We start from the raw sequence: 24,065 nt of genomic DNA on the forward strand, positions 1-24,065 counted from the left end.
ACCGACGTGACCGGAGCGATCGCGATGCCGGAAGGCGTCGAAATGGTGATGCCGGGCGACAACGTGCAGATGACGGTCAAGCTGATTTCGCCGATCGCCATGGAAGAAGGTCTGCGTTTCGCGATTCGCGAAGGCGGCCGCACGGTCGGCGCCGGCGTCGTCGCCAAGATCATCGAGTAGTTACTGCCGAACAACCCGGGGTAATGGCGCGGCCTTACCCCATCGCTCTTTGGAAATCGACATGCAAAGCCAGAAAATCCGCATCCGTCTGAAGGCGTTCGACTATCGTTTGATCGATCAGTCGGCGCAGGAAATCGTTGACACTGCGAAGCGCACGGGGGCGGTCGTGCGCGGACCGGTACCATTGCCGACGCGCGTCCAGCGTTTCGACATCCTGCGTTCGCCGCACGTCGACAAGACGTCACGCGATCAGTTCGAGATGCGGACGCATTTGCGCCTGATGGACATCATCGATCCCACCGACAAAACCGTCGACGCGCTGATGAAGCTCGACCTGCCGGCCGGAGTTGACGTCGAAATTAAGTTGCAGTAAGGGTTTTCTTACGGCTATAATCGCCGGCTTTCGTCGGGCAGCACCTTGTTCGCAGGCTGCCCGTTCTTGTACTTGGCGCTCGCCGGCCAATCGTAGCCGGTCAGAGGAGAATAAACATGAGTCTAGGCCTTGTGGGGCGCAAGGTCGGCATGACGCGCATCTTTACCGACGAAGGCGTAAGCGTGCCGGTAACTGTGCTCGACGTGTCGAACAATCGCGTCACTCAAATCAAGACGCCTGAACGCGACGGCTATTCCGTCGTTCAGGTGACTTTCGGCAAGCGCCGTCCGTCGCGCGTCAACAAGCCGCTGGCCGGTCATCTGGCCAAGGCTGGGGTCGAGGCAGGGCACGTCCTGAAAGAGTTTCCGGTCTCTGCCGAGGAACTTGCCAGCTTGAAACCCGGCGATCACATTCAGGTGACGATCTTCTCAGTCGGTCAAAAGGTCGACGTTACCGGACACACCATCGGCAAGGGTTTTGCCGGACCGATCAAACGCCATAACTTCTCGTCGCAGGGCGATGCTCACGGCAATTCGGTGTCGCATCGTGCCCCCGGTTCAACCGGGCAGGCGCAGGACCCCGGGCGGGTCTTCCCGGGACAGAAGATGGCCGGTCACTTGGGAGCGGTCAAGCGTACCCAGCAGAATCTGCAGATCGTACGGGTCGATGTTGACCGCCAGTTGCTCCTGGTCAAGGGCGCCGTGCCCGGATCACGCGGAACGGACGTCGTCGTCCGTCCGGCAGTCAAGACGGGGGCGTAGATGGAACTTAAGCTGATCAATCAATCAGGCGAGGAAACCAGTCGCCTGCAGGCTTCTGACGTACTTTTTGGGCGCGACTACAACGAGGCTCTGGTGCACCAGGTGCTGGTCGCCTACCAGGCGAACGCACGCGGCGCCACCCGTGCCCAGCGCGACCGGCACGACGTCAGCCATACGACGAAAAAGCCATGGCGGCAAAAAGGCACGGGACGCGCTCGCGCAGGCATGTCGTCGTCACCGATTTGGCGTGGCGGCGGGCGCGTCTTCCCGAACTCGCCGGACGAAAACTACAGCCAGAAGTTGAACCGCAAGATGTATCGCGCCGGCATGGCGTCGATCTTCTCGCAACTCGCCCGTGAGGGCCGCTTGGCGGTCGTCGAGGGAATCTCGCTCGAGGCTCCGAAGACCCGGCTTTTCGCTGAGAAGATCAAGGCTATGGGCTACGATTCGGTGCTCGTCATCACGGATGCGCTGGACGAGAACCTCTATCTGGCAGCGCGCAATCTGCCGCGGGTGTTGGTAGTTGAGGCCCATCAGGCAGACCCGGTGTCTTTGGTGCGCTTTCCACAAGTGTTGCTGACCAAGGGCGCGCTCAGCAAGATCGAGGAGATGCTCGGATGAACCAAGAACGTCTAATGCAGGTTTTGCTGGCGCCGCAGATCTCCGAGAAGGCAACGTTCATTGCCGACAAGTACCAGCAAATCATCTTCCGGGTCGTCCCGGATGCAACGAAACCCGAAATCAAGAGCGCCGTTGAGCTGCTTTTCAAGGTGACGGTTGACTCCGTCAAGATTGCCAACGTGAAAGGCAAGAAGAAGCGCTTCGGGCGCATGATGGGCCACCGCAAAGGCTGGAAGAAGGCGTATGTCTGCCTCAAGGCCGGTCAGGAGATCAATTTCGTCGATGGAGGGGCTGTCTGATGGCGCTCGTCAAAGTCAAACCGACATCGCCCGGGCGGCGCGCGGTCATTCGGGTCGTCAGCCCAGGATTGCACAAGGGCAAGCCGCTTGCTGCGCTGCTCGAGCCGCAAGCCAAACGCGCCGGCCGCAACAACAACGGCCATATTACCACCCGCCATCAGGGGGGCGGGCACAAGCAGCATTACCGCCTGATCGACTTCAAGCGCAGTAAGGATGGCGTACCCGCGACCGTCGAGCGCCTGGAGTACGATCCCAACCGGACGGCCAACATTGCCTTGCTCTGCTACGCCGACGGTGAGCGTCGCTACATCGTGGCACCGAAAGGTCTGAGTGTCGGGCAGCAGGTGGTGAGTGGTTCGGAAGCGCCGATCAAGGTTGGCAATGCGTTGCCGATTCGCAACATCCCGGTCGGGACGACGATTCACTGTGTCGAGATGCTGCCCGGCAAAGGAGCGCAGTTGGCGCGCTCGGCTGGCACGTCGGCGCAGCTGCTCGCGCGCGAGGGGGGCTATGCGCAGCTTCGTCTGCGCTCGGGCGAGATTCGTCGCGTTCATGTCGAGTGCCGGGCGACGATCGGCGAGGTGGGCAACGAGGAACATAGCCTCCGTTCGATCGGCAAAGCCGGCGGTAATCGTTGGCGAGGAATTCGCCCGACGGTGCGGGGTGTCGCGATGAACCCGATCGACCATCCGCACGGTGGCGGTGAAGGAAAGACGGCATCGGGTATGCATCCGGTCAGCCCATGGGGAACGAAGACCAAGGGTTATCGTACGCGTCGCAATAAGCGCACGACTTCGATGATTGTGCAGCGCCGTCACAAACGCTAGGGGATAGAACAACCATGGGACGTTCCATTAAGAAAGGCCCGTTTGCCGACGCTCATCTGATGAAGAAAGTGAGCGCGGTTCGCGCGACGGGCGACAAACGACCAATCAAGACCTGGTCACGGCGGTCCACGGTGCTGCCGGATTTCGTCGGTTTGACCATCGCCGTACACAACGGCAAGCAGCACGTGCCGGTCTACGTGACGGAAAACATGGTCGGCCACAAGCTTGGTGAGTTCTCGCTGACGCGTACCTTCAAGGGCCACACCGCCGGCAAGAAGGCGAAGAAGTAAAGGATTGATTATGGAAACTCGTGCTGTTTTGCGCGGCGTAAGGTTGTCGAGTCAGAAAGGGCGCTTGGTGGCCGATCAGATTCGTGGCCTGGCAGTCGACAAGGCGCTCAACATTCTCGCTTTCAGCCCGAAAAAGGGCGCGGGAATCATCAGGAAAGTGCTGGAGTCGGCGATTGCAAATGCCGAACACAATGATGCTGCTGACGTTGACGAGCTGAAGGTGAAAACCATCTTTGTCGAGCAGGCTACGGTGCTCAGGCGTTTTTCAGCACGCGCCAAGGGGCGGGGCAACCGGATTGTCAAGCCGACCTGTCACGTCTTTCTGACTGTCGGCAACTGAGGAAGAAGAATGGGACAAAAGATTCACCCAGCCGGATTTCGTCTGGCACTCACCCGAGATTGGTCATCTCGCTGGTATGCGGGCGACAGGGACTTCGCCGGAATGCTGAACGAGGACATCAAGGTTCGCGAGTACCTCAAGAAGAAGCTCAAGCATGCGTCGGTTGGCCGCATCCTCATTGAACGTCCGGCGAAAAACGCCCGCGTGACCGTTTTCTCCGCGCGTCCCGGAGTAGTGATCGGCAAGAAGGGCGAGGAAATCGACCACCTGCGCGCGGCTTTGCAGAAGATCATGGGCGTCCCGGTGCATGTCAGCATCGAAGAGATTCGCAAGCCCGAACTCGATGCGCAGTTGATCGCCGATTCAATCACCCAGCAACTGGAAAAGCGGATCATGTTTCGGCGCGCGATGAAGCGTGCGATGCAGAATGCCACGCGCCTGGGAGCGCAGGGGATCAAGATCATGAGTTCAGGTCGCCTGAACGGAGCTGAGATCGCGCGTCGCGAGTGGTATCGGGAGGGGCGCGTACCATTACATACATTGCGCGCCGATATCGACTATGCGACCTCCGAGGCCTTGACCACCTACGGCTTGATCGGGGTCAAGGTTTGGGTGTTCAAGGGCGAGGTTCTCAATCGTAACGAACAGCCGGCAGCGGCGCCGGAGGCGCCGTCAGAAGAACAGCTTCGGCGGCCAAGGCGGATGACGCGTCCGCCCGGCGAAGGCGGCGATAAAGCGCGCGCCCGCGCCCGGACTGAGGGCTCAGAGGAAGCCCAGCGCGGCGAAGGGGCCGCGCCGACCGATGCCAAAGCAGCGGTAAAACGAGTAAGAAAGGCAGGTACGACAGATGCTGCAGCCAGCTAGAAGGAAATACCGCAAGGAGCAAAAGGGCCGCAACACCGGTCTGGCGACGCGTGGGGCGGACGTCAGTTTCGGCGAGTTCGGACTCAAGGCGGTCGGCCGCGGCCGCCTGACGGCACGCCAGATCGAAGCTGCGCGACGCGCGATGACGCGGCATATCAAACGCGGCGGCCGGATCTGGATTCGCGTCTTTCCGGACAAACCCATCTCCAAGAAGCCGGCCGAGGTCCGCATGGGGAGTGGCAAGGGAAGTCCGGAATACTATGTCGCCGAGATCAAGCCGGGCAAGGTGCTCTACGAGATGGATGGCGTCAATGAAGGGCTGGCTCGAGAAGCGTTCGCGCTGGCGGCTGCCAAGCTACCCTTTCAGACGGCTTTTGTAACGCGTATGGTGGGTTGAGCATGAAACTCAGTGAACTCAGAGCAAAGACTGTCGACGAGTTGCAGAAGGAACTCCTCGACCTGCTGAAGGCGCAATTTGGGTTGCGCATGCAACTGGCTACGCAGCAGTTGACCAACAACAGCCAGGTGGGCAAGGTGCGCCGGCAGATTGCTCGTGTGCGCACGCTTCTTCGTGAAAAGGCGGTTCAACAATGAGCGAGACGAGCAATAACAAGCGAACGCTGATCGGCCGCGTCGTCAGCGACCGCATGGACAAGACGGTCACCGTTCTGATCGAGCGTCGTGTCAAGCACGAGGTCTACAAGAAGATTATCGTTCGTTCGAGCAAGTACCACGCGCATAACGAAAACAACGAGGCAAAAGTAGGTGACCTGGTGGAGATCCAAGAGCATCGTCCGCTTTCGCGCACCAAGTCGTGGGTCGTGAGCAAGCTTTTGCAACGCGCGGTAGCGATCTAAACCTTGCGTTTTTCTGAGGTCTGCTTACAATAGCGAGTTTTCCTGCGCTCACGCCGAGTCGTTCGCTGGGCGATTCCATCCCCCTACGGGGTCCAAGACTGACCGCTGCTGCGGGCCAAGTTGGAGTATGAAATGATACAAGTACAAACAGTCCTGGATGTCGCTGACAACACCGGCGCCCGTTCGGTGATGTGCATCAAGGTGCTCGGTGGCTCGAAGCGCCGCTACGCTGGGGTCGGCGACATCATCAAGGTGAGCATCAAAGATGCCGCACCGCGCGGTCGGGTGAAAAAAGGTGACGTGTACAGCGCCGTGGTGGTCCGTACGGCGAAGGGAGTACGGCGCGTCGACGGTTCGCTGGTCAGATTTGATCACAACGCTGCGGTCCTTCTCAATAACAAGCTCGAGCCGATCGGCACGCGGATCTTTGGCCCGGTCACACGCGAGCTGCGTGGCGACCGCTTCATGAAGATCGTCTCTCTGGCGCCGGAAGTGCTGTAAGGACAACCATGGAAAGAATTCGCAAGGGCGATGATGTCGTGGTCATCGCCGGCAAAGACAAAGGCAAGCGCGGAACCGTCATTCGCCGCACGGATGCCGAGCATGTCGTCGTCGAGGGGCTGAATCGGGTTAAGAAGCACCTCAAGCCGAACCCGGTGAAGGGCGTCGTCGGGGGCATCGTCGAAAAGGAAATGCCGCTGCATGTTTCCAACGTCATGCTTTACAACCCGGCGACGAGGAAAGCCGATCGTGTCGGCTTCAGAACTCTTGAGGACGGCCGGAAGGTGCGCTACTTCAAGTCGAACGGTGAAGTGTTGGGGGCTTAAGGAACTGTCATGGCGCGTTTGCTGGATTACTACAAGACCAAAGTCATCGGCGATTTGACCCGCAAGTTCGGCTACAAGTCGCCGATGGAAGTGCCGCGGATAACCAAGGTCACGCTCAACATGGGCGTTGGCGAGGCGGTAGCCGACAAGAAGGTGCTGGAAAACGCGGTGAGCGACATGACCCGGATCGCCGGGCAGAAACCAGTCATCACCAAAGCCAAGAAATCGATTGCCGGATTCAAGATCCGGACCGGATATGCGGTGGGATGCATGGTTACTTTGCGTGGCCCGCGCATGTTCGAGTTCATCGACCGCCTGGTCACCGTGGCTTTGCCCCGGGTGCGGGATTTCCGCGGGATTTCCGGCAAGGGCTTCGATGGTCGAGGGAACTACAGCCTTGGGCTGAAAGAACAGATCATTTTCCCGGAAATCGAGTACGACAAGATCGACGCGCTGCGCGGCCTGAATATCAGCGTTACGACTACCGCGAAGACGGACGAAGAGGCGCGTGCCTTGCTTGGTGCGTTCAAATTTCCCTTCAGGAACTGAAACGAAATGGCGAAACTAGCTGTGATCAACCGCGGCGAAAAGCGGCGCAAGACGGTGCAACAGTATGCGAAGAAGCGCGGCGAGCTGTTGACGGTGATCGACGACGAGAGCCGTTCCCTTGAAGAACGTTTCGAAGCCCGCCTGAAGTTGCAGGCACTTCCGCGGAATGCAAGTCCGGTCAGATTGCGCAACCGCTGCACCCTCACGGGGCGGCCACGCGGTGTCTTCAGGAAGTTCGGCCTGGCTCGCGGCAAGCTGCGCGAGTTCGTGATGCAGGGCGGCGTTCCGGGAATGATCAAGGCAAGCTGGTAGGCAGGAGAAGACGATATGAGTATGAGCGATCCGATCAGCGACATGCTGACACGCATTCGGAATGCCCAGATGGCCAGCAAGGCGTCGGTCAGCATGCCATCATCGAAAGTCAAGGTCGCGATTGCCCGGGTGCTGAAAGACGAGGGCTACGTAGAAGACTTCACAGTCAGCGAGAACCTTGGGAAGCCGCTGTTGGAAATCGGCCTGAAATATTATGCCGGACGTCCGGTAATCGAGCGGATCGATCGGGTCTCACGTCCAGGCCTGCGCATTTACCGCGGAGCGGATGCGATCCAGCCGGTGATGAACGGACTCGGGGTGGCGATCGTGTCGACGCCGAAGGGAGTGATGACGGATCGCAAGGCGCGCGCCAGCCACGTCGGCGGCGAAGTGCTGTGCATAGTCGCTTAAGGGGACGAGATGTCGCGAGTTGCAAAAAATCCGATCGTTCTTCCGCAGGGGGTTACGGTCGACCTGAATGACGGCAGGATTTCCGTCAGAGGTCCGCTCGGCGCACTCGATATGGCGGCGAATCCGGCGGTCAGTGTTGAACAGCAGGCGGACAGCATCCTTTGCAAGCCGGTCCCCGGCGCGCCACAGGGCGATGCACTATCGGGAACTGTGCGTGCGGTTGTGGCCAACATGGTAACCGGTGTAAGCAAGGGATTCGAACGTCGACTGACCTTGGTCGGCGTTGGTTATCGAGCTCAGGCGCAGGGTGAGACGCTCAGTTTGAACCTTGGATTCTCTCACCCGGTTGCCTACAAGCTGCCGCAGGGCGTCAGGGCTGAAACGCCCACGCAGACGGAGATCGTGCTCAAGGGGGTGGACCGGCAACTGGTTGGCCAGGTGGCCGCCGAAGTTCGCGCGTATCGGAAGCCGGAGCCCTACAAGGGCAAAGGTGTTCGCCATGTGAACGAGGTAGTCGTTATCAAAGAAACCAAGAAGAAGAAGTAAGGGTACTTAGATGATTGACAAGAAAGAGGCGCGCCTGCGCCGCTCACGCAAGACGAGAGCCAAGATCGCCGAGCTGAAGGCAGTTCGCCTGTCGGTCCATCGCAGCAACTGCCATATCTACGCACAGGTGATTTCAGCCTGCGGATCGCGTGTGCTGGCCGCTGCATCTTCGCTCGAGCCCGCCGTCAGGCAGACCCTGCCCAACGGAGGCAATGTCGAGGCGGCGCGACGCATCGGTCAGTTGATCGCTGAACGGGCGAAGAGTGTCGGTGTGGCCGAAGTGGCGTTCGATCGGGCAGGTTTCCGCTACCACGGCCGGATCAAGGCGCTGGCCGACGCAGCGCGCGAAGCCGGTCTGAAGTTCTGAGGCACGAAAAGGGATTGGAGTAGTCGATGGCAAAACCGCAAAGCAGAAAGCCGCAGCCCGCCGAGAAGCCAGATGACGGCATGCGCGAGAAGATGATCTCGATCAACCGCGTCACCAAGGTCGTCAAGGGGGGAAGAATTCTCGGCTTCGCCGCGCTCACCGTGGTCGGCGACGGCGATGGCCGCATCGGCATGGGGAAAGGCAAGTCGCGGGAAGTTCCCGTCGCTGTTCAGAAGGCGATGGAAGAGGCGCGGCGCAGCATGATCAAGGTCAGCCTGAAAAACGGTACGCTACAACACACCGTTGTTGGCCGTCACGGCGCCTCGCGGGTAATGATGCAGCCGGCGCCAGAGGGTACGGGAATCATTGCCGGCGGTGCGATGCGCGCCGTATTCGATGTGATGGGCATGGCCAATGTCGTAGCGAAGGCGCACGGTTCGACGAACCCGTACAACATCGTTCGCGCGACGATCGACGGTTTGCGCTCGATGACCACGCCAGCCGAAGTTGCGGCCAAGCGCGGCAAGACGGTTGCCGAGATATTGGAGTAGGCGATGAGCGAAAAGAAGGTCAAGGTAACGCTGGTCAGAAGCCTGATCGGCACGAAAGCCACGCATAGGGCGACCGTGCGCGGTCTGGGCTTACGGCGGGTGAGCAGCAGTGCGCTGTTGGAAGATACCCCAGCCGTGCGCGGCATGATCAATAAGGTGGCGTATCTCCTGAAGTGCGAGGGCTAGGATGAAACTCAACACGGTGCAGCCCGCGGACGGCGCAAGGCACGAGCGCAAGCGCGTTGGTCGGGGAATCGGCTCAGGCTTTGGCAAGACCTGCGGGCGCGGGCATAAGGGGCAGAAGTCGCGTGCGGGTGGTTTGCACAAGGTCGGTTTTGAAGGCGGGCAGATGCCATTGCAGCGCCGGCTGCCAAAACGGGGCTTCAAGTCGTTGACCAACGCGCGCAATGTTGAAGTCAGGCTATCCGAAGTCGCTGGCCTGCCTGTCGACGAAGTCGATCTGTCGACGCTGATTCAGGCGAATCTCGTTCGGCGCGACGCGCTGTCCGCCAAAGTGGTTCTGTCGGGCGAGATTGCGCGCAAGGTCGTGCTTAAAGGGGTCGGCGCGAGCGCGGGGGCACGTGCGGCGATTGAAGCTGCCGGCGGAAGCATTGCCGAATAACTCACCCAGCGGAGCGAGCAGTCTTGGTTACTAGTCCGGGCAACGTCAGCAAAGGAGGGAAGTTTGGCGATTTGAAGCGCCGACTCTGGTTCCTGCTCGGCGCTCTGGTCGTCTATCGCGTCGGTTCGCACATTCCGGTTCCGGGAATCGACGCGCTAGTCCTTAGTGAGCTGTTCAACAAACAGCAGGGCGGTATCCTGGGCATGTTCAACATGTTCTCGGGAGGCGCCTTGTCGCGCTTCACGATCTTCGCTCTCGGCATCATGCCGTATATCTCGGCATCGATCATCATGCAGTTGATGACGCACGCCAGCCCTCAGCTCGAAGCGCTGAAGAAGGAAGGCGAGGCCGGGCGGCGAAAGATCACGCAATACACCCGCTACGGCACCGTTTTCCTGGCCCTGTTTCAGGGAGTCGGCATCGCCGTCGCCGTCGAGTCCCAACCCGGCTTGGTGCTCGAGCCTGGGTTGATGTTCCGCTTCCTTACAGTGACCACGCTGGTTACCGGGACGATGTTCCTGATGTGGCTGGGCGAGCAGGTGACCGAGCGGGGCCTGGGCAACGGGATCTCGATCATCATTTTTGCCGGAATCGCAGCCGGTCTACCGAACGCAATCGGGGGACTACTCGAGCTCGTCCGCACGGGCGCGATGCATCCGCTGACCGCCATCGTCATCAGCATACTGGTAGTCGTGGTTACCGCCTTTGTCGTTTTTGTTGAACGGGGGCAGCGCAAGATCCTGGTCAACTACGCCAAGCGCCAGGTAGGGAACAAGATCTACGGTGGACAAAGCTCACACCTGCCGCTCAAGCTCAACATGGCTGGCGTCATTCCGCCGATCTTTGCTTCGTCGATCATCCTCTTTCCGGCTACGATTGCCGGCTGGTTTGGCTCGGGCGAGTCGGTTCGCTGGCTGAAGGATATTGCCGCCGCACTTTCTCCCGGGCAGCCGATCTACGTCATGCTTTACGCTGCGGCAATCATATTCTTCTGCTTTTTCTACACAGCGCTGGTTTTCAACTCGCGCGAAACCGCCGACAATCTCAAGCGTAGCGGCGCATTCGTACCCGGCATACGCCCGGGCGAGCAAACCGCGCGCTACATCGACAAGGTGCTGATGCGGCTGACCCTGGTCGGTGCCGGCTATATCACGATCGTCTGCCTGTTGCCCGAGTTCCTGATCCTCAAATGGAATGTGCCGTTCTACTTCGGCGGTACGTCCTTGCTCATCATCGTAGTCGTGACAATGGATTTCATGACACAGGTTCAGGCTTACGCGATGTCGCATCAATACGAAAGTCTCTTGAAGAAGGCAAACTTCAAGGGGTCTGGGATCCCGGCGAAATAGAATGGCCAAAGAAGACTTGATCGAGATGCAGGGAGAGGTCATCGAGAACCTTCCAAACGCAACATTCCGGGTGAAGCTGGAGAACGGTCACATCGTGCTGGGATTCATTTCCGGAAAGATGAGGATGCACTATATCCGGATTCTCCCGGGTGACAAGGTCACCGTTCAATTGACGCCCTATGACCTGAGTCGCGCGCGCATCGTCTTTCGCGCGAAGTGACCTACCGCAGCCTAAAACACCGCGCCGGGCGCTCAGCTCGTGTGCGCTAGAATCAGGAGTTAATGATGAAAGTGCTCGCATCTGTAAAGCGGATTTGCCGCAAGTGCAAGATTATTCGGCGTCATGGAATCGTGCGTGTGATCTGTTCTGATCAGCGCCACAAGCAGCGCCAGGGCTGATCGCCGCGGCGCACGCTAGTGTGTTGACAAGCGATTGAAGGTATAATAGTAAGTTTTGATTATCTTGGGGTGAATCGATGGCCCGCATCGCAGGCGTAAACCTACCGAACCACCAGCACGCGGAAATCGCGCTCACCGCGATTTACGGAATCGGCCGTCCGCGTGCGCAGAAAATTTGCGACGCCGCTGGGGTCGCTCGTTCGACGAAGATGAAGGATCTCTCTGAGGCGGAGCTGGATCGCCTGCGCGACCAGGTCGGAAAGCATACCGTAGAGGGTGACCTGCGTCGTGAGGTCACGATGAGCATAAAGCGGCTGATGGATCTTGGCTGCTACCGGGGTTTGCGGCACCGCAAGGGTCTGCCGGCACGCGGGCAGCGTACGCGAACGAACGCGCGTACACGCAAGGGCCCGCGCAAACCGATCGCCGGCAAGAAATAACCAGACCTAGGACCAAGATATGGCCAAGACGACTGCAAAAGTTCGCAAGAAAGTCAAGATCAGGAAGAATGTCGCGGAGGGAGTCGCACACATCCACGCGTCGTTCAATAACACGATTATTACGATCACGGATCGCCAGGGCAACGCTTTGTCGTGGGCGACTTCCGGTGGGGCAGGTTTCAAGGGTTCGCGCAAGAGCACACCTTTCGCTGCGCAGGTGGCTGCCGAGGCGGCTGGGAAAGTGGCCGTCGAGTGTGGGGTTAAGAACCTTGAGGTTCGCATCAAGGGGCCCGGCCCCGGGCGAGAGTCGTCGGTGCGTGCGCTGAATGCGTTGGGCATGAAGATCACGGCAATTACCGACGTCACACCGATTCCGCACAACGGCTGTCGGCCGCCGAAGCGGCGCCGGATTTAAGGAGAACAAGAAAGTGGCCCGCAACCTCGATCCGAAATGTCGTCAGTGTCGCCGCGAAGGCGAAAAGCTGTTCCTCAAGGGTGAAAAGTGCTTCACCGACAAGTGCGCCATCGAACGTCGGTCGTATGCGCCGGGGCAGCATGGTCAGAAGTCCGGTCAGCGCTTGTCCGACTACGGCGTGCACTTGCGCGAGAAGCAGAAGATTCGGCGCATTTATGGCGTTCTTGAAGGTCAGTTCCGTAAGGTTTACCAGGAAGCTGACCGGCGTAAGGGGGTGACTGGCGAAGTTCTGCTGCAGTTGCTTGAGTCGCGCCTCGACAGCGTTGCCTATCGCATGGGGTTTGCCGCCTCACGGGCGGAATCGCGTCAGGTCGTCCGTCACAACGGCATTCTTGTCAATGGGCGCCGGGTCAATATTCCGTCGTACCAGGTACGTCCCGGCGATGTGATCGAGGTTGCCGACAAGACGAAAGCGCATCTGCGTGTCAAGGCTGCGCTCGCCGCGGCTGAAGCGCGGGGGTTCCCAGCTTGGCTCGAAGTGGATGCGAAAGCGGCCAAGGGGACTTACAAGGCGCACCCGGAGCGCACAGAACTGCCGCCGACGATCAACGAAAGCCTGGTCATCGAACTCTACTCGAAGTAGTAGGTGGGTGAAGCTACACGGATTCAGGCAAAGGACAGCACATGCAAAGCAGCGGACTTTTCAAACCTCGCATCATCGATGTGCAAAGCCTCTCCCCGGTGCATGCCAGAGTGGTCATGGAACCGTTCGAGCGGGGCTACGGCCATACCCTGGGCAATGCGCTGCGGCGGATCCTGCTGTCTTCGATGCCGGGTTATGCCCCGACTGAGGTCAGCATCGACGGCGTCCTGCACGAGTACTCGACGATCGACGGCGTCCAAGAGGATGTCGTTGATATTCTGCTCAATCTCAAGGGCGTCGTGTTCAAGCTGCATAACCGGGATGAAGTCGTTCTACACTTGAAGAAAGAGGGTAAGGGTGTCGTCCGGGCAGCCGACATCGAGGTTTCGCACGATGTCGAAATCATCAATCCCGAACATGTCATCGCCCACCTCTCGGCCGGTGGAAAACTGGCCATGGAACTGAAGGTCGAGAAGTCACGCGGCTACGTCGCCGGCAATCTGCGCGAGATCGGCGACGGTGGCAAGAGCATCGGTCGACTGGTGCTGGATGCATCGTTCAGCCCGGTGCGTCGGGTCAGTTATGCCGTGGAGAGCGCGCGCGTCGAGCAACGAACCGACCTCGACAAGCTGATCATGGACATCGAGACCAATGGCGCGATCGAGCCGGAAGAGGCAATCCGTACTGCCGCGCGAATCTTGATGGAGCAGTTGTCGGTTTTCGCCGACCTCGCGGGTACCGCGATGCCGGTTGAGTATCAGAAGACGGTTCAGGTGGACCCGCTGCTGCTGCGCCCGGTGGACGACCTTGAACTTACAGTGCGCTCGGCCAACTGTTTGAAGGCGGAGAACATTTACTATATCGGCGATCTGATCCAGCGAACCGAGAACGAGTTGCTCAAGACACCCAACCTCGGTCGGAAGTCACTCAATGAAATCAAGGAAGTGCTGGCTGCGCGCGGCCTGACACTGGGCATGAAGCTCGAGAACTGGCCACCGGCTGGACTCGAACGATAGGCGGCAGGACAAGAACAGGAAGGAATCGATATGCGTCACCGTTTGGGTCTCCGCAAACTGAACCGTACGAGCGCCCATCGCTTGGCGATGTTGCGCAACATGAGCGTCTCGCTGCTGCGTGAAGAAGCAATCAAGACGACATTGCCAAAGGCGAAGGAACTGCGGCGAGTGGTTGAACCGATCATCACGCTTGGCAAGAAGCCGAGTGTGGCGAATCGCCGGCTGGCGTTCAGCCGCCTGCGCGACCGCGATATGGTGGTCAAGGTATTCGACGAGTTGGGACCACGCTACGCTAGCCGTGAGGGCGGTTATCTGCGGATTTTGAAGTGTGGCTTCAGGGATGGCGATAATGCGCCAATGGCCTATGTCGAACTGCTCGACCGGCCGGATCTGGCGAGCGACGAGAGCGGCGCCGGGGGTAGCTGAGCGGGCTGCTGCGCCCGGCGAAGACGCACGCCAATCGACGCCAGGAGTTGTGCGTCGAGTCGGGAATGAACTGACCAAGACTGAAGGCAGGAAAGCCAGGCGCACCCTGGCTTTTTTGTCTGTGTAACTTCCTTCGTGTGCCGTGCCTGCCGGCCGCCGCCGCAGTCGGCGTGGCGAGCGGGCGCTACGCAGCTTATCGGCTGGCGCCGCTAATCAGGTATTCGGTTGCGCGACCGGCGGAGCGACCTTGAAAACTTCGGCGAGAGTGGTGATGCCCGCGGCAACCTTCATCGCGCCGGAAATGCGCAGGGGTTTCATTCCTTCGCGGAAAGCGAGGTCGCGCACTTTGGCCATCTCCTTGTGGTCGCTGATCGCGAGCTTGACGTCCGGCGAGAGGAGCAGAATCTCGTAAAGTCCAACGCGACCAAGGTAGCCCGTCATTCGGCAATCCAGGCAGCCCACTGGACGGTAGAGTTGCGTCGGCCGATTGGCCTTCCACGGCGCGACCAACTGATCCCACATGCTCGCGTCGACCGTGCTTGCCTCCTGCAGCACCTTGCAGTGCGGACAGAGAATTCGTACGAGACGCTGCGCCATCACACCGAGCACCGTGGCACTGAGCAGGTAAGCCGGTACGCCGAGATCGAGCATGCGCGTAATCGCTGAAGGTGCATCGTTGGTGTGCAGCGTGGACAGCACGAGGTGGCCGGTGAGTGCCGCCTGGATCGCCACCTCGGCGGTTGCCAGGTCGCGAATCTCGCCGATCATGATGATGTCCGGATCCTGACGCATCAGCGCACGCACACCCTGCGCGAAACCCAGATCGATCACGCTCTGCACCTGCATCTGGTTGAAAGCCGGTTCAACCATTTCGATCGGGTCTTCGATTGTGCATACGTTGACCTCGGGCGTGGCGAGCTGTTTGAGCGTCGAATAGAGCGTCGTCGTTTTGCCGGAACCGGTTGGTCCGGTAACCAGAATGATGCCGTCGGGCCGTTCTACCATCTGCTTCCAGCGCAGTTGATCGTCTTCGGTGAAGCCCAGGTCGGTGAAGTTGCGCACCAGTACCTCCGGGTCGAAGATGCGCATCACGAGCTTCTCGCCAAAGGCGGTCGGCAGCGTCGATAGGCGCAGTTCAGCCTCCTGACCATCCGCTGTCCGCGTTTTTATCCGGCCATCCTGCGGGCGGCGCTTTTCGACCACATCCATTCGGCCCAGGATCTTGATGCGGTTGACCATTGCCGCCATGACGCTGGTCGGAATCTGATAGACCTGGTGCAGGATACCGTCGATGCGGAAACGCACGATGCCGAGCTCGCGCCGGGGTTCGATGTGGATGTCGCTTGCCCGCTGATCGAAGGCGTACTGCCACAGCCAGTCGACGATGTTGACGATGTGTTGATCGTTGGCGTCGAACTGCCGGTTGGTGCGGCCGAGTTCAACGAGTTGCTCGAACGATGACAGGTTGCCGCTCGGCCCGCCAAGTTGCGCCGCTCTCTTGACCGAGCGTGCCAGGTTGTAGAATTCGATCAGGTAGCGGGCGACATCGACCGGGTTGGCCAGCACCCGGCGGATCTCCTTGCGCGCGATTGCCTTGATCTCCTTTTCCCAGTCGCGAAGGAAGGGTTGCGTGGTCGCGATGACCACCTCACGCATCGTCACCTGAATGGGCAAGATACCGAAACGTGTTGCGTAGGCGCTCGACATGACTTCAGTGACCGCCGAAAAGTCGACCTTCAGCGGGTCGATGTGTACGTAGTCAAGTCCGACTCGCTGCGCCATCCACCCGCCGAGTTCCTCCAGCGTCAGGGGGCGGAAAGGCTCACGCAGCGATTTCCATTGCTGGTCAGCGATAACCACCAACGGGTGCGCCGAAATTCGCTGCAGACGGCTTTCCTTGAGCAGCGAGTCCGAGTCCTTGGCGGCAACCAGTCGGTCATCGACGAGCCAGCCGAGAACCTCGGCAAGCGTCAGGCGATGTTCGAAAGTGTTAGCGACCGCCGCTTCGCGCACCTAGCAACTCGTGGCCAGGGAGAGGTTTAGAGACGTTATTGACCGTGCCTTCGCGCAAGAACACTCAGGCGGGCAGAGGTTCTGGATTACCCAGCGCCGTTGTGTTCAATCCGCCATCGACGTACATGATTTCGCCGGTAATTCCACTCGCCAGATCGGAGAGCAGGAAGGCTGCGGCGTTGCCCACCTCATCGATCGTGATGTTGCGCCGCAGCGGCGCGTTGTGCGCGTTGTACGCCAAGAGACGCGAGAAGTTGCCAATTCCCGAAGCGGCGAGCGTCTTGATCGGGCCCGCCGAAATGGCGTTCGCGCGGATTCCTTGCGGACCGAGGCAAAAGGCGAGGTAGCGGGTGGCTGCTTCGAGACTTGCCTTGGCCAGTCCCATCGTATTGTAGTTCGGCAGCGTGCGCTCGGCGCCCAGGTAGGATAGCGCCAGAAGGGCGGGCTGCCGCCCCTTGAGGAGCAGCGGGCGAGCCGCTTTGGCGAGCGCTGGGTAGCTGTAGGACGAGATGTCGTGTGCGATGCGGAAGGCGTCGCGCGTGATGCCATCGAGAAAGTCGCCTTCGATCGCTTCGCCCGGGGCGTAGGCGATTGAATGAACGAGTCCGTCGAGGCCATCCCACTGGCTGGCAAGGTCGGTAAAGAGCTGCGCAATTTCCGCATCATCCGAAACATCGCAGCGATAAATGAGCGTGCTGTCGAATTCGCGGGCGAATTTGGCAAGGCGGTCCTGAAAGCGTTCGTTCTGGAAGGTAAACGCCAACTGCCCGCCTTCGCGGTGGCAGGCGCGAGCGATACCGTAGGCGATCGAGTGTTTTGACAGCACGCCCGTGATCAGGATGCGCTTCCCGGCAAGGAATCCCATTGCATCTCCCATAACGAAAATTTTGCAGGGTTTGTCGTTCCTGCGCAAATCTGCTTGACTCGCGCATTATAAAGGAACTGCCCGCCGACACCGACCATTGTCCCTTGCTCGCCCGCCAGGCGCGCCAAGGCTTGCGGTGCAGCCAAGATCTGCCGGTTCGCGCTACACTTGTCGCATGTCTTTCGTGCGTATCGTTTGTCTGTTCCTGTGCCTTCTGATTCCTGCCTGCAGCAGCGAGCAGAACGATCCGTATCCGGCGAGCGAGCGAGGATTGAACATCCTGTACTCGGCGTTCACCGAGCGGCCGAAGCATCTTGATCCGGCGCAGTCGTACACCGAGGATGAGATCACGTTTACCGCGCAGATCTACGAGCCGCCGCTGCAGTACCACTACCTGAAGCGCCCGTATACCCTGATTCCGGCGACCAGCACGAGCGTACCTGTTGCGCGTTATACCGACGCGCAGGGCAGGGATCTGCCAGCCGATGCAGCGCCCGACAGGATTGCCTACAGCATCTACGAGGTGCGCATTCGGCCGGGGATTCGCTACCAGCCGCATCCTGCTTTTGCGCTCGATGCGGCCGGGCAGCCAGTGTACGGTACCGTGGACGGCGAGCGCTTGCGCGCCATCGAGACGCTCGCCGATTTTCCGAGTGTTTCCACGCGGGAACTGGTCGCCGATGATTACATCTATCAGATCAAGCGCTTGGCGCACCCTCGACTGCACTCGCCGATTTTCGGGATGATGGCCGAACGCATCGTTGGCCTGCGCGAACTGGGTAAGGTGCTGCAGGACGAGGCCAGCCGCCTGCCCGCCGCCGCCTGGCTGGACCTTGATCGCTTTGCGCTGCCAGGAGTAACCCGCCTTGACCGCTACTCGTATCGAATCACGCTGCGTGGCAAGTATCCACAGTTCGTGTACTGGTTGGCGATGCCCTTTTTTGCGCCGGTCCCGCGTGAGGTCGACCGCTTCTACGCGCAACCGGGGATGGCCGAAAAGAACCTCACTCTGGACTGGTACCCGGTGGGCACCGGCCCGTTCATGTTGACCGAGAACAACCCGAACAGTCGCATGGTTCTCCAACGGAATCCGAATTTTCACGGCGAGACCTATCCCTGCGACGGCGAAGCTGCCGACCGTGCAGCCGGCCTGCTGGCCGATTGCGGCCAGCCGCTGCCCTTCATCGAACGCGCGGTCTTTTCCCGCGAGAAGGAAAGCATTCCGTATTGGAACAAGTTTCTCCAGGGCTACTACGACGCGTCGAGCATTTCGTCCGACAGCTTCGATCAGGCGGTGCGACTCGGCGTTGGCGGCGATATCGAACTGAGCGACGAGATGCGCGGCAAGGGGATTAGGTTGCTGACCAGCGTGCGCGCGTCGATCTTCTATCTCGGCTTCAACATGCTCGACCCGATTGTCGGCGGCCTGAGCGAACAGACGACCAGGTTGCGCCAGGCATTGTCGATTGCCATTGATCAGGAGGAGTTCATCTCGATCTTCATGAACGGGCGCGGAATCGCTGCGAGCAGCCCACTGCCGCCGGGAATCTTCGGCTACCTCGAAGGCGAGGAGGGAAGCAATCCGGTCGTTTATGACTGGGTGCACGGACAGGCGCGGCGAAAGCCATTGAGCGCTGCCCGCAAGCTGTTGGCGGAGGCTGGCTGGCCGAACGGACGGCACGCGACGACCGGTGAGCCGCTCGTTCTGAACCTCGACACGACGACCGGTGGCATGGGCGAGAAGTCACGTCTCGACTGGCTCACCCGTCAGTTCGCCAAACTGGAGATCCAGCTCGTCGTTCGCTCGACCGATTTCAATCGCTTTCAGGACAAGGTGCGCAAGGGCGCCGTCCAACTCTACTATCTCGGCTGGAACGCCGACTATCCGGATCCCGAGAACTTTCTCTTCCTGCTGGCCGGTCCCGAAGGAAAGGTCGCAAGAGGAGGTGAAAACGCGTCAAACTACGCCAATCCCGAGTACGATCGCCTGTTTGAACAGATGAAGAACATGGAAAGTGATGGGCCGCGCGCTGCCGAGCGCTTGCGGATCATTCGGCAGGCGGTGGCCGTGCTGCAGCACGACGCGCCGTGGATCTACGGCTTCCATCCGAAGAGCTACACCCTCGGCCACGCCTGGCTGCACAATCGCAAGCCCAGCGATGTCGGCAACAACATTCTGAAGTATCAGCGGATCGATGGCGGCGAGCGGGCACGTCTGCGGCAGGCATGGAATCGTCCGGTGCTCTGGCCGTTGTTCGCCATCGCGTTGCTCTTGGTCGGTCTGTTGTTGCCTGCTGTTCTGGCCTATCGCCGGCGCGAGCGCGGGACGGCATGCTGATGCGGCGTACGATAGTCTGCGCGCGGCGCGCTACCGCCCGAGTTTGACAAGCGGGTCTAGCGCATGCTTGCCTACATCGTCCGCCGTCTGCTTTACGCGCTGCCCATTCTGATCGGTGTCAACCTGATCACGTTCGCGCTTTTCTTCGTCGTCAATACGCCCGACGACATGGCGCGCATGCAGTTGGGGGTCAAACGCGTGACACCCGAGGCTATCGCCAAGTGGAAAGCCGAGCGCGGCTACGATCGGCCGCTGTTCATCAACGCCGAAGCGGCTGGCACCGGTGTGGTCACCGAGACGATTTTTTTTGCCAAGTCGGTACGCATGTTCGCTGGCGACTTCGGGCGCGCCGAGGACGGCCGCGACATTGCTCGTGAAATCCGCTTGCGGATGGAGCCCTCGCTGGCGATTGCCGTGCCGACCTTCATTCTCGGTTTGCTGGTCAGCGTCTCGTTCGCTTTGCTGTTGACCTTCTTCCGGGCCGGATCGCTCGATTTCTGGGGCGTCTTCGTCTGCGTCGCGATGATGTCGATCTCGGGCTTGTTCTACATCATCGGTGGTCAGTATCTAGTCAGCAAGCTGTGGCGGCTGGTGCCCATTTCGGGCTACGCCGGCGGCTTCGACGCCTGGAAGTTTCTGATTCTGCCGGTGGTGATCGGTGTTGTTTCCGGTATCGGCGCATCGACTCGCTGGTATCGGACGATGTTCCTTGAAGAGATCGCCAAGGACTACGTGCGCACGGCGCGCGCCAAAGGCTTGTCGGAAGTTGTCGTGCTCTTCCGACATGTCTTGCGCAATGCGCTGATTCCGATCCTTACCGGCGTCGTCGTCGTCATCCCGCTGTTGTTCATGGGATCGCTGCTCAGTGAATCGTTCTTCGGCATTCCCGGACTCGGCAGCTACACGATAGACGCGATCAATGCCCAGGACTTTGCCGTCGTGCGCGCAATGGTCTTCATCGGATCGCTCCTCTACATCATCGGCCTCATCCTGACCGATCTGTCGTACACGCTTGTCGACCCGCGGATACGCTTCGTTTAATGGACTTTCTTCCCGTCCTTCTCTGGTCCGATCTGCTCATCTGGGCGCTCGTCGCTGTCGCGGCTGCGAGTGGCTGGCTTTCCGCCCGCAGTCCGTTGCTGCGCGCGGCGTGGCGGCGCGTCGGCAGCCACCGGACCGGCATGGGCTCCGCCACCGTGCTGGTTGTTTTTGGAGTGATCGGGCTACTGGACTCGCTGCATTATCGGCCGGCCCTCGTCGCGCCTACCGGTGAGCCGATGGCTGCCGCCAGTCGTCAGGGAACGGCGTACTCGGTCGAGGTCCTTTCGCTGCTCGACCGGCTGCTGGCCTCGCTGCGCGCGCGCAGCGAAAAAACCTATTCCGAGCCGCTGGCGACGCGCGCCTACGCCAAGGAGGCGATCGACCTGCGCGATGCCGACGGTCGTCTTCGGCAAATCCGCGACTATCCGCGCCTGAAGTACGGTGGCGCCCACCTGGGCGACGACGAAGCGCGACGGTACGCCGACATCGTGCAGCGCCTGCTGCAGGCGTTGGCGCTCGCGGCGGCCATCTGGTGCACGCTCGCTGGCGTCACGGTCGCTGTCCTGGCGCGCGCGGGCGACTGCACGCTGCGCGCCGCCTGGCGCCGCATCTGGCGCAACCAAACCGATTTCGCCTGGAATGCGGTGCTGATTGTGCTGGCTTGCCTGTTGGCCTGTGCCTTGCCCTTGGCTGGCCTGGCAGACGACTATCATGTCTTCGGGACCGACAAGGTAGGGCAGGATGTGCTCTACCAGATTCTCAAGAGCGTACGCACTGCCCTCGTCATCGGGCTGGTAACGACACTCGTCATGTTGCCGCTGGCCGTCGTACTCGGCGTCATGGCCGGCTACTTTCGCGGCTGGGTCGACGACGTGATCCAGTACCTGTACACGACGCTCAGTTCGATTCCCGGCGTCCTGCTGATTGCCGCGGCGGTGCTGATGATGCAGGTCCTGATCGATACGCATCCGCAGTGGTTTGCCACGGCGGCTGAACGCGCTGACCTGCGCCTGCTTGCCTTGTGCCTGATCCTGGGCCTGACCAGTTGGACCGGTCTTTGCCGCCTGCTGCGTGGCGAAACACTGAAGCTGCGCGAACTCGAGTTTATCCAGGCAGCACAGGCTTTCGGCGTTCCCGACCTGCGCATCATCGCCCGCCATATCGTGCCGAACCTGATGCACATCGTGATCATTGCGCTGGTCATGGACTTTTCCAGCCTGGTCCTGGCGGAGGCGGTGCTTTCGTACGTTGGTATTGGTGTAGACCCGACGATGATCAGCTTTGGCACGATGATCAACAACGCGCGCATGGAACTGGCTCGTGAGCCGATGGTGTGGTGGTCGCTGAGCGCGGCATTCAGCTTCATGTTGGCGCTGGTTTTGGCGGCGAACCTGCTCGCCGATGCGGTACGCGAGGCGTTCGATCCACGATTGGCAGGCGCCATATGAGCGGAGCGGAAAAACGCCAGGTGCGTACCATCGACGGCGAGGTGTTACTCGAGGTGCGTCGTCTGCGCGTGGCGTTTGCCGCACAGAACGCACTCCTGGCGGCGGTCGATGGAGTCGATTTCCGCGTCGCTGCCGGCGAGACGCTGGCTCTCCTTGGCGAGTCGGGCTGCGGCAAGTCGGCGGTCGCCCTCGCCACCTTGCGCCTGCTGCCGCCAGCCGGTCGAATCCCGAGCGGTGAGGTGAGTTTTGCCGGGCGCAGTCTGCTCGACTTGCCCGAGTCGGAGATGCGTGGCGTGCGTGGCGGTGGCATCGCGATCATCTTCCAGGAACCGGCGACCAGCCTCAACCCGGTGTTGACGGTCGGCCGGCAACTCGCTGAAGTCCTTGCGCGCCATCTCGGCTTGACCGGGCAGGCGGGCCAGGCGCGTGCGCGGGAGTTGCTGGAAGCGGTAGGAATCGCTGACGCACCGCGCCGCCTGAGCGAGTACCCATTTCAGCTCTCGGGCGGGATGAAACAGCGGGTAATGATCGCGATGGCGCTGGCCGGCGAGCCACGCCTGTTGATAGCCGACGAACCAACGACTGCACTGGACGTCACGATTCAGGCGCAAATCCTTGATCTACTGCGCGACATCCAGCGCCAGCGCGGCATGGGCGTGCTCCTGATCACGCACGATCTTGGCGTCGTCGCCCGTATGGCAAGTCGCGTCGCGGTCATGTATGCCGGTGAAATCGTCGAGGAAGCGCCGCGCCAGGCGTTCTTTTCGTCGCCTCGGCACCCCTATACCCAGAGGTTGTTTGCCGCCTTGCCCGATCTCGCCCGGCGTGGCGGCCGTCTGGCGACGATCCCGGGTCAGGTGCCGCCGCTCGCCGCGATGCCTGCCGGTTGTCGTTTTGCCGAGCGCTGCGCGCACGCCTGGGCGCTCTGTCGGGCTGAATCGCCGGGCTGGACCGCAGTTGGCGCTGACCATCGTGTGCGCTGTCACCTCGCCAGTTCGGCTGACCTGCCAAACCAGGAGGGCGCTGTCGCTGGTGAGCCCGGCGCGCGTAGGGGTGGCCCGGACAAGCTGCTTGATCCCGCTGCTCCATTGCTCGTGGTGCAGGACCTGTGCGTCCATTTTCCGATCCGGCGCGGCATCCTGCAGCGTACCGTTGGCCACGTGCGTGCGGTCGACGGCGTCTCGCTCCGCCTGCAGCGTGGGCGGACACTGGCGCTCGTCGGTGAGTCGGGTTGCGGCAAGACGACGGTGGGCAAGGCCATCCTGCAGCTCGTCGCGCCGACGCGCGGCACGGTTCAATTGGCCGGGCACGACTTGTGTGGGCTATCGCGTGGCGCGCTGCGACCGTTTCGCCGTCGCCTGCAAATGATTTTCCAGGACCCGTTTGCCTCGCTTGATCCGCGCGCATCGATTGGCGAGATCATCGGCGAAGGACTGCATGCGCTCGCCGCATCTGCCGCTCGCGCGGGTGGCGAAGCGGCGATCGTCCGGGTTCTGCAACAGGTTGGACTTGATCCGGCGGTCATCCACCGCTATCCCCACGAATTCTCCGGTGGTCAGCGGCAACGCATCGCGATTGCACGCGCGTTGGCGGTCGAGCCGAACCTGGTGATTTGCGACGAACCGACTTCAGCGCTCGACGTGTCGGTCCAGGCGCAGGTGCTCAATCTACTGGCAAAACTGCAGGCCGAACTGGGTTTGGCCTACCTCTTCATTACCCACAACCTGGCCGTCGTCGACCATCTGGCGCACGAGGTTGCCGTCATGTACCTCGGCCGTATCGTCGAAAGCGGCACGGTGGACGATGTGCTCCGTTCGCCGCAGCATCCCTACACGCGCGCCTTGCTGTCGGCCGTGCTCAGTCCGCGCTTGGGTGAGGAGCGGGAAGTGATCCGCCTGGAGGGGGAACTTCCTTCGCCGGCCAAACCACCGGCAGGCTGCCATTTCCATCCGCGTTGCCCGCAAGCAAGCGCGTCATGCCGCGAGCGGTATCCAGCAACCCTTGCCTTGAGTGCGACGCACGCGGTCAGCTGTCATCTCTACGACACGAACTGAGGCGCCATTTCTGCACCTCGC

Annotated in this window: 35 protein-coding genes and 1 pseudogene; 34 read left to right on the top strand and 2 right to left on the bottom strand. The window is 60.7% G+C overall.

The genetic code is table 11. From position 1 onward, the window contains the following. The 30 genes and pseudogenes from tuf to rplQ form a co-directional block, all read left to right on the top strand. Positions 1-180 (top strand): annotated as a pseudogene (tuf, locus tag Q1L59_RS13410) (elongation factor Tu); the annotation flags it as partial. 61 nt (positions 181-241) lie between these two features. Further along, a complete protein-coding gene (gene rpsJ, locus Q1L59_RS13415) occupies positions 242-553 on the top strand; it encodes a 30S ribosomal protein S10 (protein WP_300333025.1) in 312 nt (103 codons plus the stop codon). Between the two features lie 116 nt (positions 554-669). Beyond that, complete coding sequence (gene rplC, locus Q1L59_RS13420) at positions 670-1,314, top strand: 50S ribosomal protein L3 (protein ID WP_300333027.1); 645 nt, start codon at positions 670-672, stop codon at positions 1,312-1,314. Beyond that, complete coding sequence (gene rplD, locus Q1L59_RS13425; protein ID WP_300333029.1) at positions 1,315-1,935, top strand: 50S ribosomal protein L4; 621 nt, start codon at positions 1,315-1,317, stop codon at positions 1,933-1,935. Next, on the top strand, positions 1,932-2,234 hold the full coding sequence (rplW, locus tag Q1L59_RS13430; protein WP_300333031.1) for a 50S ribosomal protein L23: 303 nt from the start codon (positions 1,932-1,934) through the stop codon (positions 2,232-2,234). The genes rplD and rplW overlap by 4 nt, the downstream gene beginning before the upstream one ends. Beyond that, positions 2,234-3,061, top strand: a complete 828-nt coding sequence (rplB, locus tag Q1L59_RS13435) for a 50S ribosomal protein L2 (protein WP_300333033.1) — start codon at positions 2,234-2,236, stop codon at positions 3,059-3,061. The genes rplW and rplB overlap by 1 nt, the downstream gene beginning before the upstream one ends. Positions 3,062-3,075: 14 nt before the next feature. Then, a complete protein-coding gene (gene rpsS / locus Q1L59_RS13440; protein ID WP_300333034.1) occupies positions 3,076-3,351 on the top strand; it encodes a 30S ribosomal protein S19 in 276 nt (91 codons plus the stop codon). Between the two features lie 7 nt (positions 3,352-3,358). Continuing rightward, positions 3,359-3,691, top strand: coding sequence for a 50S ribosomal protein L22 (gene rplV / locus Q1L59_RS13445; RefSeq protein ID WP_300333157.1), 333 nt, complete (start codon positions 3,359-3,361; stop codon positions 3,689-3,691). 9 nt (positions 3,692-3,700) lie between these two features. Then, complete coding sequence (gene rpsC / locus Q1L59_RS13450) at positions 3,701-4,555, top strand: 30S ribosomal protein S3 (protein WP_300333036.1); 855 nt, start codon at positions 3,701-3,703, stop codon at positions 4,553-4,555. Then, positions 4,539-4,952 (top strand): 50S ribosomal protein L16, encoded by a 414-nt coding sequence (rplP, locus tag Q1L59_RS13455; protein ID WP_300333038.1) that lies wholly within the window; start codon positions 4,539-4,541, stop codon positions 4,950-4,952. Before rpsC ends, rplP begins: the two co-directional genes overlap by 17 nt. Positions 4,953-4,954: 2 nt before the next feature. Continuing rightward, the gene (rpmC, locus tag Q1L59_RS13460) at positions 4,955-5,149 is read left to right on the top strand and encodes a 50S ribosomal protein L29 (protein ID WP_300333041.1); all 195 of its coding nucleotides are present in this window, start codon (positions 4,955-4,957) and stop codon (positions 5,147-5,149) included. Continuing rightward, positions 5,146-5,412 (top strand): 30S ribosomal protein S17, encoded by a 267-nt coding sequence (gene rpsQ, locus Q1L59_RS13465; protein ID WP_300333042.1) that lies wholly within the window; start codon positions 5,146-5,148, stop codon positions 5,410-5,412. Before rpmC ends, rpsQ begins: the two co-directional genes overlap by 4 nt. 132 nt (positions 5,413-5,544) lie before the next feature. Beyond that, a complete protein-coding gene (gene rplN, locus Q1L59_RS13470; RefSeq protein WP_300333045.1) occupies positions 5,545-5,913 on the top strand; it encodes a 50S ribosomal protein L14 in 369 nt (122 codons plus the stop codon). A gap of 8 nt (positions 5,914-5,921) precedes the next feature. Then, positions 5,922-6,239: a 50S ribosomal protein L24 gene (rplX, locus tag Q1L59_RS13475; protein WP_300333047.1), complete on the top strand. Its 318-nt coding sequence runs from the start codon at positions 5,922-5,924 to the stop codon at positions 6,237-6,239. Positions 6,240-6,248: 9 nt separating this feature from the next. Next, positions 6,249-6,788: a 50S ribosomal protein L5 gene (gene rplE / locus Q1L59_RS13480; RefSeq protein WP_300333049.1), complete on the top strand. Its 540-nt coding sequence runs from the start codon at positions 6,249-6,251 to the stop codon at positions 6,786-6,788. Between the two features lie 6 nt (positions 6,789-6,794). Further along, a complete protein-coding gene (gene rpsN / locus Q1L59_RS13485) occupies positions 6,795-7,100 on the top strand; it encodes a 30S ribosomal protein S14 (RefSeq protein WP_300333051.1) in 306 nt (101 codons plus the stop codon). 15 nt (positions 7,101-7,115) lie between these two features. Next, positions 7,116-7,511: a 30S ribosomal protein S8 gene (rpsH, locus tag Q1L59_RS13490; RefSeq protein WP_300333053.1), complete on the top strand. Its 396-nt coding sequence runs from the start codon at positions 7,116-7,118 to the stop codon at positions 7,509-7,511. 9 nt (positions 7,512-7,520) lie between these two features. Continuing rightward, positions 7,521-8,057: a 50S ribosomal protein L6 gene (gene rplF, locus Q1L59_RS13495; protein ID WP_300333055.1), complete on the top strand. Its 537-nt coding sequence runs from the start codon at positions 7,521-7,523 to the stop codon at positions 8,055-8,057. 13 nt (positions 8,058-8,070) lie between these two features. Next, positions 8,071-8,424, top strand: a complete 354-nt coding sequence (gene rplR / locus Q1L59_RS13500) for a 50S ribosomal protein L18 (RefSeq protein ID WP_300333159.1) — start codon at positions 8,071-8,073, stop codon at positions 8,422-8,424. A gap of 26 nt (positions 8,425-8,450) precedes the next feature. Further along, complete coding sequence (gene rpsE / locus Q1L59_RS13505; protein ID WP_300333057.1) at positions 8,451-8,975, top strand: 30S ribosomal protein S5; 525 nt, start codon at positions 8,451-8,453, stop codon at positions 8,973-8,975. 3 nt (positions 8,976-8,978) lie between these two features. Beyond that, positions 8,979-9,161: a 50S ribosomal protein L30 gene (gene rpmD, locus Q1L59_RS13510; protein ID WP_300333059.1), complete on the top strand. Its 183-nt coding sequence runs from the start codon at positions 8,979-8,981 to the stop codon at positions 9,159-9,161. A 1-nt stretch (position 9,162) separates the two neighbouring features. Beyond that, positions 9,163-9,597 carry a 50S ribosomal protein L15 gene (gene rplO / locus Q1L59_RS13515; protein WP_300333061.1) on the top strand — a complete coding sequence of 145 codons (435 nt, stop codon included), beginning with the start codon at positions 9,163-9,165 and terminating at the stop codon, positions 9,595-9,597. Between the two features lie 23 nt (positions 9,598-9,620). Then, a complete protein-coding gene (secY, locus tag Q1L59_RS13520; RefSeq protein ID WP_300333062.1) occupies positions 9,621-10,946 on the top strand; it encodes a preprotein translocase subunit SecY in 1,326 nt (441 codons plus the stop codon). Between the two features lies 1 nt (position 10,947). Further along, the gene (infA, locus tag Q1L59_RS13525) at positions 10,948-11,166 is read left to right on the top strand and encodes a translation initiation factor IF-1 (RefSeq protein ID WP_287635448.1); all 219 of its coding nucleotides are present in this window, start codon (positions 10,948-10,950) and stop codon (positions 11,164-11,166) included. 65 nt (positions 11,167-11,231) lie between these two features. Continuing rightward, positions 11,232-11,345, top strand: a complete 114-nt coding sequence (rpmJ, locus tag Q1L59_RS13530) for a 50S ribosomal protein L36 (protein WP_287460219.1) — start codon at positions 11,232-11,234, stop codon at positions 11,343-11,345. Positions 11,346-11,422: 77 nt separating this feature from the next. Continuing rightward, positions 11,423-11,785, top strand: a complete 363-nt coding sequence (gene rpsM / locus Q1L59_RS13535; protein ID WP_300333068.1) for a 30S ribosomal protein S13 — start codon at positions 11,423-11,425, stop codon at positions 11,783-11,785. Positions 11,786-11,804: 19 nt separating this feature from the next. Further along, on the top strand, positions 11,805-12,200 hold the full coding sequence (rpsK, locus tag Q1L59_RS13540; protein ID WP_300333070.1) for a 30S ribosomal protein S11: 396 nt from the start codon (positions 11,805-11,807) through the stop codon (positions 12,198-12,200). A 13-nt stretch (positions 12,201-12,213) separates the two neighbouring features. Continuing rightward, positions 12,214-12,843 (top strand): 30S ribosomal protein S4, encoded by a 630-nt coding sequence (gene rpsD, locus Q1L59_RS13545; RefSeq protein WP_300333071.1) that lies wholly within the window; start codon positions 12,214-12,216, stop codon positions 12,841-12,843. A 41-nt stretch (positions 12,844-12,884) separates the two neighbouring features. After that, positions 12,885-13,859 (top strand): DNA-directed RNA polymerase subunit alpha, encoded by a 975-nt coding sequence (gene rpoA, locus Q1L59_RS13550; RefSeq protein WP_300333072.1) that lies wholly within the window; start codon positions 12,885-12,887, stop codon positions 13,857-13,859. Between the two features lie 30 nt (positions 13,860-13,889). Further along, positions 13,890-14,285: a 50S ribosomal protein L17 gene (gene rplQ, locus Q1L59_RS13555; RefSeq protein WP_300333073.1), complete on the top strand. Its 396-nt coding sequence runs from the start codon at positions 13,890-13,892 to the stop codon at positions 14,283-14,285. A gap of 213 nt (positions 14,286-14,498) precedes the next feature. Here rplQ and Q1L59_RS13560 read toward each other — a convergent pair whose 3' ends face one another. Continuing rightward, the gene (locus Q1L59_RS13560; protein ID WP_300333074.1) at positions 14,499-16,298 is read right to left on the bottom strand and encodes a GspE/PulE family protein; all 1,800 of its coding nucleotides are present in this window, start codon (positions 16,296-16,298) and stop codon (positions 14,499-14,501) included. Between the two features lie 64 nt (positions 16,299-16,362). Next, positions 16,363-17,163: an enoyl-ACP reductase FabI gene (gene fabI, locus Q1L59_RS13565; protein WP_300333075.1), complete on the bottom strand. Its 801-nt coding sequence runs from the start codon at positions 17,161-17,163 to the stop codon at positions 16,363-16,365. Between the two features lie 175 nt (positions 17,164-17,338). Between fabI and Q1L59_RS13570 the strand changes: the two genes are divergently transcribed. From Q1L59_RS13570 to Q1L59_RS13585, 4 genes are all read left to right on the top strand, one after another. Further along, entirely contained in the window at positions 17,339-19,501 is a 2,163-nt protein-coding gene (locus tag Q1L59_RS13570; protein WP_300333077.1) for an ABC transporter substrate-binding protein, read from the top strand. A 63-nt stretch (positions 19,502-19,564) separates the two neighbouring features. Next, complete coding sequence (locus Q1L59_RS13575; RefSeq protein WP_300333079.1) at positions 19,565-20,542, top strand: ABC transporter permease; 978 nt, start codon at positions 19,565-19,567, stop codon at positions 20,540-20,542. Continuing rightward, on the top strand, positions 20,542-21,990 hold the full coding sequence (locus Q1L59_RS13580) for an ABC transporter permease (RefSeq protein ID WP_300333080.1): 1,449 nt from the start codon (positions 20,542-20,544) through the stop codon (positions 21,988-21,990). Before Q1L59_RS13575 ends, Q1L59_RS13580 begins: the two co-directional genes overlap by 1 nt. Continuing rightward, positions 21,987-24,044: a dipeptide ABC transporter ATP-binding protein gene (locus Q1L59_RS13585; protein WP_300333082.1), complete on the top strand. Its 2,058-nt coding sequence runs from the start codon at positions 21,987-21,989 to the stop codon at positions 24,042-24,044. Before Q1L59_RS13580 ends, Q1L59_RS13585 begins: the two co-directional genes overlap by 4 nt. Positions 24,045-24,065: the final 21 nt, after the last annotated feature.

The organism is Accumulibacter sp., assembly GCF_029255125.1.
GTDB lineage: Bacteria > Pseudomonadota > Gammaproteobacteria > Burkholderiales > Rhodocyclaceae > Accumulibacter.